This is a genomic window from Acrocarpospora sp. B8E8 (assembly GCF_039871605.1).
GTDB classification, from domain to species: Bacteria; Actinomycetota; Actinomycetes; order Streptosporangiales; family Streptosporangiaceae; genus Acrocarpospora; species Acrocarpospora macrocephala.
This window is the reverse complement of the sequence record NZ_JBDPLV010000058.1, coordinates 20,187-36,375: the sequence shown is the minus strand read 5'-3', so window position 1 is coordinate 36,375 and position 16,189 is coordinate 20,187. Positions and strand designations below refer to the sequence as shown.

The window sequence follows — 16,189 nt, the reverse complement described above, 5'->3', positions numbered from 1 at the left end:
TGAACCGGAAGGAGGCGGGCGTTATGCATTGCCCGTTCTGCCGACATCCTGACACGCGGGTGGTCGACAGCCGTTCGACCGAGGACGGCGGCGCCATCCGGCGCAGGCGGACGTGCCCGGAATGCGGCCGCCGGTTCACGACCCAGGAGACGGTGCTGCTGATGGTGAGCAAACGCAGCGGGGTCACCGAGGCGTTCTCGCGCGACAAAGTGGTCGCCGGGGTCCGCAGGGCCTGCCAGGGACGCCCGGTCAGCGAGGACGCGCTGGCCCAGCTGGGTCAGAAGGTGGAGGAGAGCATCCGGGCCACCGGAACCGCCGAGATCCCCTCACACGAGGTGGGCCTGGCGATCCTCGGCCCGCTCGGCGAGCTGGACGAGGTGGCGTACCTGCGGTTCGCCTCGGTCTACCGCAGCTTCGAGACCCTCGCCGACTTCGAGGCCGAGATAGAACGGCTCCGAGCCGTCGCGAACGACTGAACTTCCGCCGGGCACCGCCTCTCGCGGGCACCCAGCGACACATTTTCAAATTACGACACATTCAAGACACGACAACTCAAGACGCGGGCTTAACCAGAATTGGCTGATCTGGACTACAGAAACGCAATCTCGCAGGCGGCGGATTCGACTCTGCAAAGATCAAGACTTTCTGTCCAAAGACAAGCGACGCATTGAAGACAAACGGGTTGAAACACGAGGGGCGAAGGCCCTGGAAGGGGGAGTCATGACGGAGACCGTCAACGGCACATCCACACGCGGGGGCAAGCGGACGCGCGCCAAGGGCCTGAAGATGAAGCGCATCTTCACCACGGCGGGCACCCATCCGTACGACCAGATCACGTGGGAGCGCCGTGACGTCGTCATGACGAACTGGCGGGACGGTTCGATCAACTTCGAGCAGCGCGGGGTCGAGTTCCCCGAGTTCTGGTCCGTGAACTCCGCCAACATCGTCACCACGAAGTACTTCCGCGGCGCTGTGGGCACCCCCCAACGGGAGTGGAGCCTCAAGGCCCTGGTCGACAGGGTGGTCGGGGTCTACACCCGCACCGGCATCGAGCACGGCTACTTCGCCACCGAGGAAGACGCCGAGATCTTCGACCACGAACTGAAGCACGCGCTGGTCCACCAGCTGTTCAGCTTCAACTCCCCGGTCTGGTTCAACGTCGGCACACTGTCGCCGCAGCAAGTTTCAGCGTGCTTTATCTTGGCCGTCGACGACCAGATGGAGTCCATCCTCGACTGGTACAAGGAAGAGGGCGTGATCTTCAAGGGCGGCTCCGGGTCAGGGGTCAACCTGTCCCGGATCCGGTCCTCCAAGGAGTTGCTCTCCAGCGGCGGCACCGCCAGCGGCCCGGTCTCGTTCATGCGCGGCGCCGACGCCTCGGCCGGCACCATCAAGTCCGGCGGCGCCACCCGCCGCGCCGCCAAGATGGTGGTTCTGGACGTCGACCACCCCGACATCGAGGAATTCATCGAGACCAAGGCCCGCGAAGAGGACAAGATCCGCGCCCTCCGCGACGCCGGTTTCGACATGGACCTGGGCGGCAAGGACATCGTCTCCGTGCAGTACCAGAACGCCAACAACTCGGTCCGGGTCTCCGACGAGTTCATGCGCGCGGTGGAGAACGGCGAGCAGTTCGGCCTGCGAGCCCGGCTGACCGGCGAGGTCTTGGAGAAGGTGGAGGCCCGCTCCCTCTTCCGCAAGATGGCGCAGGCCGCCTGGGAGTGCGCCGACCCCGGCGTGCAGTACGACGACACGATCAACGACTGGCACACCTGTCCCGAAACCGGTCGGATCACGGCGTCCAACCCGTGCTTCCCCGCTGATCAGCGTGTCGTGACCGACAAGGGGCTGGTTCCCATCGGCGAGCTTGTGGCGCGCGCCGCCACAGGTGAGAGCTTTTCCGTCTACACCAACGATGTGACCTCTGAGGAAGATCCCCAGGATCAGGTCGTGGCGACCTCACCCACGCGTTACATGGTGACCGGGACGAACGAGATCATCGAGCTGCGCTTCACGGATGGATCGCGCCTGCGCTGCACCCCGAACCACCGTCTCTGGACCACGAATCGCGGATATGTTCGCGCAGATGAGCTGCAGGCTGATGATCGGGTCGCCAGGTCTGTTCAGTATGCGCCCCGTTCCATGGCTTCGTGGAGTATTCCCGCCCATGCTCTCTCGGCCGCGCGCGCGGCCACATCCAGGCGGGACATGAATCTGCCGACGAAATGGGATGAGGATCTTGGTCACTACCTTGGCTGGCTCGTGGGTGACGGGTGTCTCACGGCGTCCGCCACGGTGACGGTCTATGGTCCGGCGGAGGAGCAGGAGGAGATCCTTCCCAAGCACGGTGCGCTGCTCAAGCGGCTCACCGGATTCGAGTACAAGGTGAGCGACCAGTCCAACGGGACCAAGCAGCTTCGCCCCGCCGGTGCCGCGCTCCATGATTTCTTCGCGGCTCTCGGCGTCTCTACCGGGCGTTCAGCAGAGAAGGTCGTTCCTGCCGCGGTGTGGGAAGCCCCAGAAGAAGTTCTGATCGCCTTCCTCCAGGGGCTGTTCGACGCGGATGGCTGTGTTGTGAATCAGTCATCCAACGGAACCCGTTACGTGGGCCTGGGTAGCCGATCAAATGAACTGCTGCTCGGCGTTCAGGAGCTTCTCGCATCACTGGCCATCGGGAGTCGGATCTACACCATCGGAACGAAGAAGGAGTCTTTCCACTACACCCGTAAAGATGGCAGCGAGGTGACGTATGGATCGGACGGCCCTTCCTACGACCTGCGAATCACGGCCAGCTCAATCAGGGAGTTCGCCGCGCTGATCGGGTTCAGCGTCCCGAGCAAGCAGGAACGCTTGGTTGACCTGATCGACACGACCGGCTACTACAAAAAAGCCCACAGCGTCCGGATGGTCTCTCGCGAATCCAAGGGATTCGAAACCACGTATAACCTCACCGAGCCGAGGAATCACTCGTACATCGTGAGTGGAGTAGTGGTCGCAAACTGCTCCGAATACGTCCACCTGGACAACTCCTCGTGCAACCTGGCCTCGATCAACCTGCTCAAGTTCCTCAAGGATGACGACACCTTCGACATCCCGAACTTCGTCAAGCTGACCGAGCTGATCATCACCGCGATGGACATCTCGATCACCTTCGCCGACTTCCCGACCGAGAAGATCGCCGAAACCACCCGGGCGTACCGGCAGCTCGGCATCGGCTACGCCAACCTGGGCGCGCTGCTGATGGCCACCGGCCACGCGTACGACTCCGACGGCGGCCGGGCCATCGCCGGGGCTATCACCTCGCTGATGACCGGCGCCTCCTACCGCCGCTCCGCCGAACTGGCCGGAATCGTCGGGCCGTACGACGGGTACCAGCGGAACGCCGAGCCGCACAAGCGGGTCATGCGCAAGCACTCCGCCGCCAACGACGACCTCCGCACGGTCGGCGCGATGGACCGGGCCATCCACACCGAGGCCAGCAAGCAGTGGGCCGACTGCCTCAAACTGGGCGACAAACACGGCTACCGGAACGCGCAGGCCTCGCTACTCGCACCCACCGGCTGCCTGACGGGCGACACCCTGATCACGACGGACCGCGGTCTCGTGCGGCTGGCGGAGATCGGCGATGTGTACGGCGACCGCTGGCAGGACCTGACCATGACGGTGTCAACGGACGAGGGGCCCCGCCAGGCGACGAAGTTCTTCGTCAACGGTGAGGAGCCGACGCGGCTGATCCGCACGGCGGGCGGATACAAGATCCAGGGCACGCTGACGCACCGGGTCAAGGTTGTCGATCAGGACAGCGGCGAGTGGGTGTGGAAGCGTCTCGCCGACATCGCCGAGGGCGATGTGCTGCCGCTGCAGACTCGGACCCTGGTCGGCGAGCCGCGGCCGGTGGTGCTTCCGGTGCTCGATCAGGCGTACTACGCCGGAGACCGCGCCGTGCGGGTTCCCGACGCGGTGACGGAGGACCTGGCGGAACTGGTCGGCTACTTCATGGGCGATGGCAGCCTGCACGCCAAGGGGATCCGCCTCTGCGTCGCGGACACAGACCTCGACGTGCTCGATCGGCTGCGGATCATCTCCAAGGAACTGTTCAACCTGGAGCCGGTGGTCACCCAGCAAGAGGGGTACCACGAGGTCACGCTTCAGTCCGTACGGCTGGCCCGCTGGTGGCAGGCGTCCGGATTCGCCAAGGATCTGCCGGGGCTTGACCACAGCGGCAAGGGATGGACCCCTCGCGTGCCCTCGGCCATTCTCGAGACGAACGACGCCGTCATCTATGCGGCGTTCCTTCGCGGCCTGTTCGAGGCCGACGGCACCGTGCTCGAAGGCGTGCCGAGCGTCTCGACGGCTTCCGAGCCCTTCGCCGATGAGATCCGTACGCTGCTCCTCTCGCTGGGATTCGTCACCACCACCAGAAAGACGGTTTCCGGTTTCGGTGGCGACATCTTCCAGGTCCGGCTCCGCAATGTGGACCACGCGTTGAACTACGACGAGATCATCGGGTTCATCGGCGAGCGGAAAGCGAAGCTGCTGGCTCTCCTGGAGCCGGGACGGTCGGCCAAGAAGGTGCTCGACTACGCCTTCGAGACCGTGTCCGTCAATGAGGACGGCGGTGTGCAGCCGACATACGATCTGTCGGTTCCGGAAAACGTCACCTACGTCGCGAACGGCATGGTGAGCCACAACACCATCGGCCTGATGATGGACTGCGACACCACCGGCATCGAGCCTGACCTGGCTCTGGTCAAGTTCAAGAAGCTGGTCGGCGGTGGCTCCATGCAGATTGTCAACCAGACGATCCCGCGGGCGCTGCGGCAGCTCGGCTACCAGCAGGAGCAGGTCGAGGCGATCGTCGAGTACATCGCCGAGAACAGCCACGTGGTGGACGCCCCCGGGCTGCGGCCGGAGCACTACGAGGTCTTCGACTGCGCGATGGGCGAGCGCGCCATCGCCCCGATGGGTCACGTCCGGATGATGGCCGCCACCCAGCCGTTCCTCTCGGGCGCCATCTCCAAGACCGTCAACCTGCCGGAATCCGCCTCGGTGGACGACATCGAGCAGGTCTATCTGGAGGGCTGGAAGCTCGGCCTGAAGGCGCTGGCCGTCTACCGCGACAACTGCAAGGTCGGCCAGCCGCTCTCGGTCGCCGGCAAGAAGGCCGACGAGGCGACAGCGGAACCCGAGGTCAAGGTCATCGAGGTCCCGCGCCCGACCCGCCGCCGCATGCCCGCCCAGCGTCCCAGCCTGACCACCCGCTTCACGGTCGGCGGCGCCAAGGGCTACATGACAGCCTCCTCCTACCCCGAGGACGGCCTCGGCGAGGTCTTCCTGAAGATGTCCAAGCAGGGTTCCACCCTGGCTGGCGTCATGGACGCCTTCTCGGTTGCGATCTCCATCGGCCTGCAGTACGGCGTTCCGCTGGAGACCTACGCCCAGAAGTTCGTCAACATGCGCTTCGAGCCCGCCGGCATGACCGACGACCCCGACGTCCGCATGGCCCAGTCCGTGATGGACTACATCTTCCGCCGCCTGGCCCTGGACTACCTGCCGTACGAGGACCGGGCCGCCCTGGGTATCTTCTCCGCCGCCGAACGCTCAGCCCAGCAACGCGGCGAAGACCCCACCACCCTGACCGACTCCGTCGACACCGCCGCCCTGGCCCAATCCGCCCCCATCGAGGAGAAGCCCACCCCACGCCCCACCGCCCTCCCCACCCCGACCCGCTCCAAGGTCGACTCTCTGGAAAGCCACCAGGGCCGCACCGCCGACGCCCCCCTCTGCATGACCTGCGGCACCAAGATGCGCCCCGCCGGCAGCTGCTACGTCTGCGAGGGCTGCGGCAGCACCAGCGGCTGCAGCTAACACCGCGCGGAATCGCATCCGATGCATCATTCGACCTGATCGGCTGTCATTGAAAGTCCAGGTCGAAAGGGGGAGCCGACTTCGGTCGGCTCCCCTTGATGCGTTTGGCGTTAGCGCCTCCCGCCCCGACGGTGGGGTCGGCGCAACAGCTGAGTGGGTTCCGCATGGCTGACCCTGACTTCGTCCGCAGCGCCATCGGCCAAGAGCAGCTCTGGTCCAGCGGTGTTCCCCTCGGCGACTATCTGGAGCGATGAGACGAACATCGAGATTATGTTGCTACCGGTGGTAGCATCATGCTGTGAGTGCTCAGCCGATCGAACCGAGTCCGGAGGACAATCTCCGAGGTCATCAGCTTGCAGGCGCGCGGCTCTATCAAGAGCTGGGAGAGCGTCTTGACGCAGCTGATCTTGCCGCCGTGCTCTCGTTTCTGCACGATGTCAAGGCGTCTCCGGCATTCCAGGACAGCGTGAAGCATGTTGAGGATTCCCCGGCCGCTCAGAGCGTGCATCCTGGACGTGGTGCCCGGGCTCGTAAGGTGAGCGTTTCCATGCCCGAGGGGCTGACTTCGGCTGTTCAGCGGCGTGTGGGGCGCGGCGAGTTCAGCCAGTACGTGACCGCCGCTGTGACCCGGCAACTGGAACTTGACCTGCTGGCTGAACTCTCCGCCTTGCTTGAAGCCGATCACGGGCCTATTCCCGAGGAATTCCTGGCAGAAGCGGAGGCGGCGTGGCCGGACGCCGTCTAGCCACGGGTGGCACGCTCGTTCTCGACAGTGAAGGTTTGTCCAAGCTCGCGTCCGGTGATCCGCGGGTACGTGCCTACCAGGAAGTCGCGCGCAATCGCGGTGCGAGGGTCGTGGTCAGTGCGATCACCCTTACGGAAGTGCTGCGCGGTGGGGCGCGCGATGCTCTCGTGCACCGGGTGCTGGCACGAGTGGTCAAGGTGCCGGTCACCGAAGAAATCGCCCGTCGCGCCGGAGAGTTACTCGGAGCGGCAGGGCTGTCAGGTCATCGCTGCGCGATAGACGCGGTGGTCGCCGCGACCGCGCTGGACTTGCCGCGGCCGGTCATCCTTCTCACCAGCGACCCTGATGACATGAACCAGCTCACCGAGGACCATGGCTGCGCCAAAGAGCAGCGAGTCGTTGTCATGCACGTATGACAGCAGAACCAGATCGGCGGGCCCGCCTTCGCCGTACCTGCCAGCCTAGAATCTCCGGGTGGCTGAGGCATGGTGGGTCGAGGTGGGAGAGGGGATCTGGGTTCGGCGGCATGCTGAGCTGGATCTTTCGCTGGGGCTGGTTGTCGGTGAGCGGTGCTGTCTGGTGGTGGACACCGGGGGTGATGAGGTTCAGGGGGCCGCTTTCGCGGGGGCGATCAGGGAGCTGACTGAGTTGCCGTGGGCGGTGGTGCTGACGCATGCGCATTTCGATCACGCTTTCGGTACTGCGGCCTTTCAGTCGGATGAGGTGTGGGCACATCCGGCCTGCCGCCGTGAGCTGGAGGAGACGGGTGAGCGGCAGCGGCAGGAATGGGTTACTCGCTACCGAAAAGAGAACAAGCCGGAAATAGCCGATCAAATAGGGCGCACGCGAATCGTTCTCCCCAGGTCCGCGCCGGAAGGTGACGTCGATCTGGGTGGGCGAATAGTTCGGCTCATCCATCCGGGGCCCGCACACACAGAGCACGATCTGGTAATCCATGTTCCCGACGCGCACGTGCTGTTCGCGGGAGACCTGCTGGAGCAAGGCGCTCCGCCCGCGTTCGGCGACGCGTTTCCCGATGTCTGGCCGGAAGCGCTGGATCGTGTGCTCGCGCTCAAGCCCACGACCCTCGTCCCCGGCCACGGAGATCCGGTCACCGCCGACTTCGCCAGGACGCAACGGGAAGAGATCGCTCAGGTCGCGGAACTCTGCCGATTGTTCCAGGAAGGACGAATCACCACCGAACAGGCGATCGAGAGGTCGCCGTATCCTGCGGAGTTCACGTCCGAGGCGCTCAGTCGACCTCGAACGAGAGGCGGTCGCTGAGCCAGCGGTGGAACTTTATGGCGAAGCGGACCCAATGGGCGACGATCGTGGTGAGGTGTTCGCGGGTGACGCCGGCGCCGATGTAGAGCTGGGCGTCGCCGATGACGCGGATGATGCCGTTGTCGGGGGTGAAGGCGTAAACCTTCGGCCACATGGTGTCGGTGTTCCACTCGTTCAGGGCGGTCAGCAGCAAGGGCTTCTCGTCGATCGAGTAGTGCCGGTCATAGAAGGTGCGAATGGTAAAGAGGTCACCTTCCGCGCCGAACAGGAAAAAGACCGTGAGCGCGTCGGTGGAGATGGCGAGGTCGCCGTCTGAGTCGAAAGTGAACTCGATATCGAGCTCGTTGAGAATCTCGATGATCAGTTCCTGGTCGGGCTGGACCACGGCCGGGGATGGGCTCACCCCTCCATCCTGACAGACTGAGGCTCGTGTTTGACGACCCTGGCGCGGAGTTCGAGGAACACCGGTCGAGAATGTTCGCCTTGGCCTACCGGATGCTGGGGTCCGCGACCGAGGCGGAGGACGTCGTTCAGGACGCCTACCTGCGATGGAACGGTGCGACGCGAGAGGCGATCCAGGCGCCGGGGGCATGGCTGGCCCGAGTGGTCACCAACATGTGTCTCAACCGTCTCACTTCCGCGCGTGCCCGCCGCGAGCACTATGTCGGCCCATGGCTGCCGGAACCCATCCTCACCGACCCGGACCCGCCCGCCGAAACCGCCCTGCTCCGCGAATCGGTGTCGATGGCGTTCCTCCTCCTGCTGGAACGGCTGACGCCCGCGGAACGCGCCGTCTTCGTGCTGCGCGAAGCCTTCTCGTACGGCTACCGCGAGATCTCCGCCGTGCTCGACCTGTCGGAGGCCAACTGCCGCCAGCTCCACGGCCGAGCCCAGCGCCGGTTGGGGGAACGGCGCAGGTTCGAGGCCCCGGCGGCGCGGCGGCGGTCGATCGTGGAACGATTCCTGACGGCCGCCAACGACGGCGACCTGGCCGCGCTGGAGCGGGTCCTGGCGGCCGACGTGACAGCCTGGTCGGACGGGGGCGGGCAGGTGAGCGCGGCCCTGCGGGCGGTGCTCGGACCCGCCAAGGTGGCGCGCTACGTGGTGGGCGTGACAGGAAAGGCCTCCGTCCATGCCGAGCTGACGTTTGCCGAGGTCAACGGTGAGTCAGGGTTGGTTGCGAGGGTCGGGGGAAGGGTTGTGTTAGTGGCAGCGTTCGAAACGGACGGAGAGCGGATCTTCGTTCTGCGTTCGGTCCTCAATCCCGACAAACTCCGGTATGTCGCACGGCAACTGAATTCCCAGAACCTGTCACATCCCGAGCGGCTGACCGGTTCTTAGGGTCATGAACGAATCGATACTTGTCACCGGTGGCACCGGCGCCCTCGGGCGTGAGGTGGTCGATCGGCTGAAGGACGGGACTCGCGAGGTGCGGGTGCTGAGCCGCAAGCCGGGGGCGTACCAGGGGAATCTGACCACGGGCGAGGGCGTGGCCGAGGCCGTGGCGGGGGTGGGTACGATCCTGCACCTGGCCAGTGATCCGAGGACCAAGGGCGCGGATCTCGAAAGCACCCGCCATCTGATCGAGGCGGCGGCGCCGGGGACGCACCTGGTCTACATCTCGATAGTGGGGGTCGATCGGCATCCGTTCTGGTATTACCAGGAGAAGTACCAGGTCGAGCAGATGATCGGGGCGTCCGGGCTGCCGTACACGATCTTGCGGGCGACGCAGTTCCATGATTTCGCGCGGTTCCTGATCCAGGGGATGACGCGGATGGCGGTGGCGCCGGTTCCTGCGGGGTGGAGCGTGCAGCCGGTCGACACCGGTGAGGTGGCCGATCGGCTGGTCGAGCTGGCGCTGGGGGCGCCGGTGGGGCGCGTGCCTGATATGGGCGGGCCTGAGGTGCTTCCGTTGCGGGAGATGGTCAACATCTATCTGCGGGCTTCGGGGCGGAGGCGGATCCTGGTTCCCATCTGGGTGCCGGGGAAGACGGCCGCCGCTTATCGCGCGGGGATACACCTGGCGCCGGAGCACAAGACCGGGAAGATCACGTTCGCGGAGTTCCTGGCGGCCACGGTGAAGCCCGGCGGGCCGACGAAGGGCTACGGGTGATGTACCTCGGCGATTTCGTCGAGGGTGAGGCCGTTGTCCACGCGGCGGTCCAGGACGCCGGCGAGTGTCGTACATTTCTGGACCGGGTTGGGGGTGGTGCACTCGCGGGCGTGTAGGAGGAAGTCCTGGGTGCGGCGGGCTTTCTCGATCAGGAGTTCCAGGCGGGCGATCTGGCTGTCGATGGCCTGGCGCCAGCGCTCGCCGGGCTGGTCGAGCACCTCGGCGATCACGTCCAGGCTGAAACCCAGCTCCTGGGCCATCTGGACGAACGCCAGTCGTCGCAGTTCGGTCCGCCCGTAGGTGCGGCGTCCACCGACGCGTGCGGCTGGGTGAACCAGGCCGATCTCCTCGTAGTACCGCAGAGCGGAGGTGTTGATCCGGAGCAGCCGGGCGGCTTCGCCGATGGAAATGAGGTTCATCTTCACATCTTGACTTCAAGTCGGCTTGAACTACCAGCCTGAAGGCATGGAAATGAGGCAACTACGTTCATGGGCCGTCGAAGGCCCTGTCAGTTCACCTTTCGCTTTCCCGGAGGGGCGTCGAGGGCGCTGGGCGGGGCGGGTGATGAGTCTCACCAATCCGCAGCGGGAGATCGCCGCTCTGGTCGCGAATGGTTGCGATGATCGCGTGCTCGAAGTGGGTTACGGGCCTGGGAGGCTTGTCGCGCTGCTCGCTCGTGCCGGAACCGTCTACGGTGTGGATCCTTCGCCAGAAATGCGGATCCTGGCCACTGCTCGCAATCGCAGGAAGTCCAGGGCCGGGCGTGTGGATCTCCGTCTTGGTACGGCTGACGCCACCGGCTTTCCTGATGACTACTTCGACGCGGTGGTCAGCGTGAACAATGTCGCGCTCTGGCCTGATCTGGAGGCGGGGTTGCGGGAACTCGACCGGGTTCTCAAGCCGGGCGCGTACCTGGTGATCGCCTGGCATGGCGGGACTCGGCCGTCTCGGATAACTCGCCGTCTGCGCCTGCCCGAACCCATGCTGTTCCGCGTTTATGACGCTCTGAGCAGCTTGTTCAGCAAGGTGGATCGTCACGAGCTTCGTGGGTCGACCGTTTTCCGCGCGACTCGCTGAAGTTGGGTGAAGATGGGGCTTTGTCCTGACAAATGCCGTCGCTAAGCTGCTTCTTGATCAGCGCTTACCACGGCAAAGGAAATCCCCCATGCAGTTGTCGGACAGCATCGCGCGTGCCGCCGCCATAGCCCCCGAGAGCCATACCGGAACTCTTCAGGATGTTGAGCACATTGTTGTGCTGATGCAGGAGAACCGATCTTTTGATCAGTATTTTGGTGTGCTTCGCGGGGTTCGGGGGTTTGGTGATCCTCGGCCGGTCGTGCTGCCGAGTGGGAAGCCGGTCTGGTATCAGTCCGACGGTACGCGGGACGTGCTGCCCTTCCGGCCTGAGGGGAGGCCGCTCGGCGGGAGGTTCCTGGAGGATCTGGACCACGAGTGGAACAGCGGGCACGAAGCGTTCAACCAGGGGAAATACGATCGATGGATCCCGGCGAAGACCGCGGGGACCATGGCGTACCTCACGCGTGAGGACATTCCCTTCCATTACGCGCTGGCTGATGCGTTCACCTTGTGCGACGCGTTCCACTGCTCGGTGCTCGGGCCCACCGACCCGAACCGTTTCTACATGTGGACCGGGCACACCGGGAACGATGGAGCGGGCGGCGGTCCGGTGTTGCGGAACGATCAGCTTGGCTACGGGTGGACGACCTATCCCGAGCGGCTGGAGCGGGCCGGGATCTCGTGGAAGATTTATCAGGACATCGGGGATGGGCTGGACGCGGCGGGTAACTGGGGCTGGACCGACCATGCGCCCTATATCGGCAACTACGGCAGCAACAGCCTGCTGTTCTTCAACTCCTTTCGGGACGCGCGGCCTGGTGAGCCGCTCTACGAGAAGGCGCGTACCGGGACCAATGCCAAGGCCGGGGATGGGCTGTTCGACATATTCAAGGCGGATGTGCTCAGCGGGCGGCTGCCTCAGGTCTCGTGGCTGGCCGCGCCGGAGGCGTACAGCGAGCATCCGAACTGGCCGGCGAACTACGGTGCCTGGTATATCGCGCAGACGCTGGACGCGCTGACGGCCAACCCGGAGGTGTGGAGCAAGACCGTGCTGCTCGTCACGTACGACGAGAACGACGGGTTCTTCGATCATGTCGTTCCGCCTTACCCGGCGGGGTCTCCCGAGCAGGGGGGCTCCACGGTGGATGTCACCGGCGAGATCCATACGGGGGGCGGGGACTTCCTGAACGGGCCCTACGGTCTGGGTCAGCGGGTTCCGATGATCGTGGTGTCGCCGTGGAGCAAGGGCGGCTGGGTGTGTTCCGAGGTGTTCGATCTGACGTCGATCATCCGGTTCATGGAGGCGCGCTTCGGGGTGCACGAACCGGGCATCTCGCCGTGGCGGCGTGCCGTGTGCGGCGACCTCACCTCGGCGTTCGACTTCACCTGGACCGACGTGGCCCCCGCGGCGCTCCCCGACACCAGCGGTATGGCCCCCCAGGACCGGAAACGTCACGCCGATCACGTGACGCCGCTGCCCGCCGATCCCGCACTGCCCAAGCAAGAGCCAGGATTACGGCCCGCCCGCGCGCTTCCTTACGATCTGCGCGTCGAGGGACGGACTTCCGATGACGGCTCCTTCGTGATCGAGTTCGAGAACCGAGGCGAGGCAGGAGCGACGTTCTACGTGACAGGCGAAGGCGGCCCATGGACGTATACCGTCGAATCCGGCAAGACACTCTCAAGCGCGTGGCCTCAGGTTGAGCTGTCGGTCTACGGGCCCAACGGTTTCCTCCGCACCTTCGGAGGGATTCCGGGTCAGGCCGAGATCAGCGTCCACTGCGACGAGACGCTCGAACTCACCCTCATGAACGGCGACACCCCCTGTGCGCTCACGATCACCGACACCTACGGCGTCGCGACCCCAGCGACATACCCGCTGAAGCCGGGTGCCAGCATCACGCACACGACGCCGCTCGCTACAACCCACGGCTGGTACGACCTGACGGTCACATCGGACACCGATCCGACCTTCATCCGCCGCGTGGCCGGACACGTGGAAAACGGCCAGCCGAGCATGAGCGATCCCGGAATCATCACCGAATGAAGGTGGCGCGAACACCCGCGGCGCACGCACTCATCGGACGAGCTCCGACTTGGCCGTGCTTATGCCGGGACCGGGATCAACCCCCGATTCGTCGGAAAGCGCGCTCGAAGGGGGGCGGGGTCATGCCACGTCAGGCCACTGACGTCAGGCCACTGTTGTGGGGTCGTGGCGCTCGGGGAAGTGGATGATCTTGGCGTGCCGGTACGTGTGGAGATGGATGACCTTGGTGTCGTGGATGGTGGTCGTGAGTCTGGCGCTGGGCCGCCGGCGTAGGGCAGACCGGATGTCTCTCACTTTGGCGAGTGGTGGCACCACCTTGAGCATCGCTATCCCCCCGGACGTGATGATTTCGTTACCTAACATGAAATTTCTACAGATGATGGCATAAAACTGCTGTAAAGCGCCTAGAACGGCAGCAGGCGACCGGAGGGGGAACGGAGGTCGAGGTCGGCCACCTTGCGTCGCATCCGTGACTTGGGAATGCGGATTCGTCGGCGGCGTCCTTGAATGGCCATGATGATCGCCCTCCTTCCGGTGACTTGAGCAGACTATGCGCCTTCGTGTTTGCCGTCCCCTTGTTTTTTACTTGCAGAGTTTGACCGTTGCTTGAAGAGGACGGTTGCCGGTCGCAACTGGTTGACAGCGCCTGCCGGTCTGGTTGGAGTGCGCCCCGACCGCGCGGACATGAGGCCGGGGCGCTGAGGCCGGGCCGGGATGTTGTCCCAGGCCGCCTCGGCCAGCCATCGGGACTGGCACGGGGACGGTAGGCCGCCGTGCCATCCACCTGAAAGTCCAACAAGAGCCCGATAAGTTGCCATTCCTGATCCAGTTCACGTTTGGGCAGGTCAGCGGCAAGGGTCATTGAATATCGCGAAACCGCCTGGCGGCAGGGGGTTGGGAGCGACGCCGTGGACGGTGTCCTTGGTGTGGTTGATGGCGTAAACGGTTCCGTCGCGGTGGCGGATGACCTCGACGCCGGCCGGGACGGAGGCGACGGGCAGCCCCGCCGCGGTGAGCAGCGCGGCGTAACCGTCGTCATCGAGCTGGGTGGACAGATACCAGGCTGTCCCGGCTCCGTAATGATTGCGCGTGATCGCCGGGGTTCCACTGGAATAGGTGACCACCGCCTCGGCACCCACAAGACGGACGTTCTCACTCCAGATCATGCCGGTGAGCTGGGCGTTCCAGGCCGTGCCGGAGGAGCGGGCGAGTGGGGGCTTCTCGTCCGGGGCGAGCAGGGGGATCGGTTCGGAGGGCCGCGCATGCGGAGGCGTCGCGCTCGGGGTCGTATGGGCGGCGAGCAAGGGGATTGCTTCGGATGAGGGGGCCCGCGGGGACGTCACGTCCTGGGCGAATAGGGGGTTCGGGTCGGGGGAGTGGGTGTGCGGGAGCGTCGCGTCCGGCGCGGTGTGGGGGGAGGGCAAGGGCATTGAGTCGGTGGAGTGGGTCTTCGGGGGCATCGCGTCATGGGTGGCGTGGTTGGCAAACAAGGGGATTGGTTCGGTTAGTGGGGTGAATTCGTCGATTGAGATGCCGAGGAGGTGGCGGAGGGCGCCGGGGTGGCCGTTTAGGTGGATCTGGCAGTGTTCGTTGGTCAGGGCGGTGAAGTAGGAGACGATCAAGGTGCCGCCGTTTTGCACGAACGTGGTGAGGTTGGCGGCGGATTTACTGGTGATTAGGTACAGGCTCGGGACGAGGATCGTTTCGTATTGTGAAATGTCGTGGGATGGGTGGGCGAAGTCGGGGATGATTCCGCGTTGCCACAGGGCGCGGTGGGCCTGGCGGATCGATTTGAGGTAGTCGAGGTCGGGCGAGGGCAGACCGGGGGATTGCAAAGCCCACCACGCTTCGTAGTCCCATAGGATCGCGACCTTGGTGTCGATCCCAGGAACATGATCAGGAAGCCCAGCGAGCGTCCTGCCTAATGCCGATATTTCCTGGAATGTGCGGGAGTTGGGGCCTGCGTGGGGAACCATGCCGTGATGCCATTGTTCGGCACCGCCCCGGGAGGCCCGCCACTGGAAGAACATCGCCCCCTGGGAGCCTCGGGCGATGTGCTGCATCGAGTGCCGAGCCAGCGCCCCAGGCTCTTTGGGGATCATTCGCCCCCCGGCGTACCGCACCCCGGCAGCCTGCTCCATCAGCAACCACGGCCGCCCCCGCGCCCACGACCGCGCCAGATCGGCCGCGAACGCGCTCTCCTCCTCCGCATTCCCGGACGGATAATCATCAATGGCAACAAGATCCACTTCCTCCGCCCACCGCCAGTGATCCACCGGAACCCACCCACCGAACACGAAGTTCGTGGTCACCGGCACCCCCGTCGGCCGCAGGACGTCCCGCTGCTCCACGTAACACGCGAGCATCTCATCGGAAAGGAACCGCCGGAAATCCAGCAACTGCGCGGGATTGGCCAGATACTGCGTCTTCCGCGGCGGGCTGATCTGCGCCCAGTCCGAATAACGCTGGCTCCAGAAATCAGTCGTCCACGCCTCATTGAGCACGTCCAGCGACCCATGCCGCCGCCGCAGCCACTCCCGGAAGGCGCCGGCCACATGATCGCAATGGCACCACGTCCCGTACTCGTTGTGCACATGCCACATCGCCAGCGCGGGATGCTCGCCGTACCGCCCGGCCAGCGCCGTTGCCATCCGCTTCGCGGCCGTCCGGTACGGCGGAGCGCTGGCGCAGTAGGTATCCCGGCTGCCGTGCGTGAGCCGTACCCCATCGGCGGTGACGGTGAGCGCGTCCGGGTACGCCAGGCTGAACCACGGCGGCGGGGACGCGGTCGGCGTGGCCAGATTGACCTGGATGTCGTTGGCGGCCAGCAGGTCGAGCACGCGGTCGAGCCAGCCGAAGTCGTACTCGCCTTCCACGGGTTCCAGGCGGGACCACGAGAAGACGCCCACGGTCACGAGGTTGACCGAGGCCTCCCGCATCAGGGCGACGTCTTCATGCCAGACCTCCTCGGGCCACTGCTCGGGGTTGTAGTCGCCGCCGTAGCGCATCGGCCCACCTCTTGCCGCCCATTAGGATGGAGGTCAAACTAATTGCC

13 protein-coding genes are annotated in these 16,189 nt (G+C 65.0%); 9 read left to right on the top strand and 4 right to left on the bottom strand.

Translation table 11 applies throughout. The features are described 5' to 3' along the window. Window positions 1-23 precede the first annotated feature (23 nt). The 5 genes from nrdR (at window position 24) to ABGB08_RS39880 (ending at window position 7,897) form a co-directional block, all read left to right on the top strand. Window positions 24-476, top strand: a complete 453-nt coding sequence (nrdR, locus tag ABGB08_RS39900; protein ID WP_155348670.1) for a transcriptional regulator NrdR — start codon at window positions 24-26, stop codon at window positions 474-476. Between the two features lie 244 nt (window positions 477-720). Continuing rightward, on the top strand, window positions 721-5,868 hold the full coding sequence (locus ABGB08_RS39895) for an LAGLIDADG family homing endonuclease (protein WP_347601607.1): 5,148 nt from the start codon (window positions 721-723) through the stop codon (window positions 5,866-5,868). A 298-nt stretch (window positions 5,869-6,166) separates the two neighbouring features. Beyond that, window positions 6,167-6,613 carry a hypothetical protein gene (locus tag ABGB08_RS39890; protein ID WP_347601605.1) on the top strand — a complete coding sequence of 149 codons (447 nt, stop codon included), beginning with the start codon at window positions 6,167-6,169 and terminating at the stop codon, window positions 6,611-6,613. Beyond that, window positions 6,595-7,029 (top strand): PIN domain-containing protein, encoded by a 435-nt coding sequence (locus tag ABGB08_RS39885; protein WP_347601603.1) that lies wholly within the window; start codon window positions 6,595-6,597, stop codon window positions 7,027-7,029. The genes ABGB08_RS39890 and ABGB08_RS39885 overlap by 19 nt, the downstream gene beginning before the upstream one ends. Before the next feature lie 58 nt (window positions 7,030-7,087). Next, window positions 7,088-7,897, top strand: a complete 810-nt coding sequence (locus ABGB08_RS39880; RefSeq protein ID WP_347601601.1) for an MBL fold metallo-hydrolase — start codon at window positions 7,088-7,090, stop codon at window positions 7,895-7,897. Here the strand turns inward: ABGB08_RS39880 and ABGB08_RS39875 are convergent. Next, window positions 7,866-8,300 (bottom strand): YbjN domain-containing protein, encoded by a 435-nt coding sequence (locus ABGB08_RS39875; protein ID WP_155348673.1) that lies wholly within the window; start codon window positions 8,298-8,300, stop codon window positions 7,866-7,868. The genes ABGB08_RS39880 and ABGB08_RS39875 overlap by 32 nt on opposite strands. Before the next feature lie 26 nt (window positions 8,301-8,326). Between ABGB08_RS39875 and ABGB08_RS39870 the strand changes: the two genes are divergently transcribed. Both ABGB08_RS39870 and ABGB08_RS39865 read left to right on the top strand, forming a co-directional pair. Then, entirely contained in the window at window positions 8,327-9,238 is a 912-nt protein-coding gene (locus ABGB08_RS39870; protein WP_347601599.1) for an RNA polymerase sigma-70 factor, read from the top strand. Window positions 9,239-9,242: 4 nt separating this feature from the next. After that, window positions 9,243-10,010, top strand: coding sequence for an SDR family oxidoreductase (locus tag ABGB08_RS39865; protein ID WP_347601597.1), 768 nt, complete (start codon window positions 9,243-9,245; stop codon window positions 10,008-10,010). Here ABGB08_RS39865 and ABGB08_RS39860 read toward each other — a convergent pair. Continuing rightward, complete coding sequence (locus ABGB08_RS39860; RefSeq protein WP_347601595.1) at window positions 10,001-10,429, bottom strand: MerR family transcriptional regulator; 429 nt, start codon at window positions 10,427-10,429, stop codon at window positions 10,001-10,003. The genes ABGB08_RS39865 and ABGB08_RS39860 overlap by 10 nt on opposite strands. A gap of 25 nt (window positions 10,430-10,454) precedes the next feature. Here ABGB08_RS39860 and ABGB08_RS39855 point away from each other — a divergent pair, with 25 nt between their 5' ends. Next, window positions 10,455-11,087 carry a class I SAM-dependent methyltransferase gene (locus ABGB08_RS39855; RefSeq protein WP_347601593.1) on the top strand — a complete coding sequence of 211 codons (633 nt, stop codon included), beginning with the start codon at window positions 10,455-10,457 and terminating at the stop codon, window positions 11,085-11,087. Between the two features lie 88 nt (window positions 11,088-11,175). Further along, window positions 11,176-13,134: a phospholipase C, phosphocholine-specific gene (locus tag ABGB08_RS39850; RefSeq protein WP_347601591.1), complete on the top strand. Its 1,959-nt coding sequence runs from the start codon at window positions 11,176-11,178 to the stop codon at window positions 13,132-13,134. Window positions 13,135-13,278: 144 nt separating this feature from the next. Here ABGB08_RS39850 and ABGB08_RS39845 read toward each other — a convergent pair whose 3' ends face one another. Further along, complete coding sequence (locus tag ABGB08_RS39845; protein ID WP_155361076.1) at window positions 13,279-13,458, bottom strand: hypothetical protein; 180 nt, start codon at window positions 13,456-13,458, stop codon at window positions 13,279-13,281. A 521-nt stretch (window positions 13,459-13,979) separates the two neighbouring features. Further along, window positions 13,980-16,142: a beta-galactosidase gene (locus ABGB08_RS39840; RefSeq protein ID WP_347601589.1), complete on the bottom strand. Its 2,163-nt coding sequence runs from the start codon at window positions 16,140-16,142 to the stop codon at window positions 13,980-13,982. Window positions 16,143-16,189: the final 47 nt, after the last annotated feature.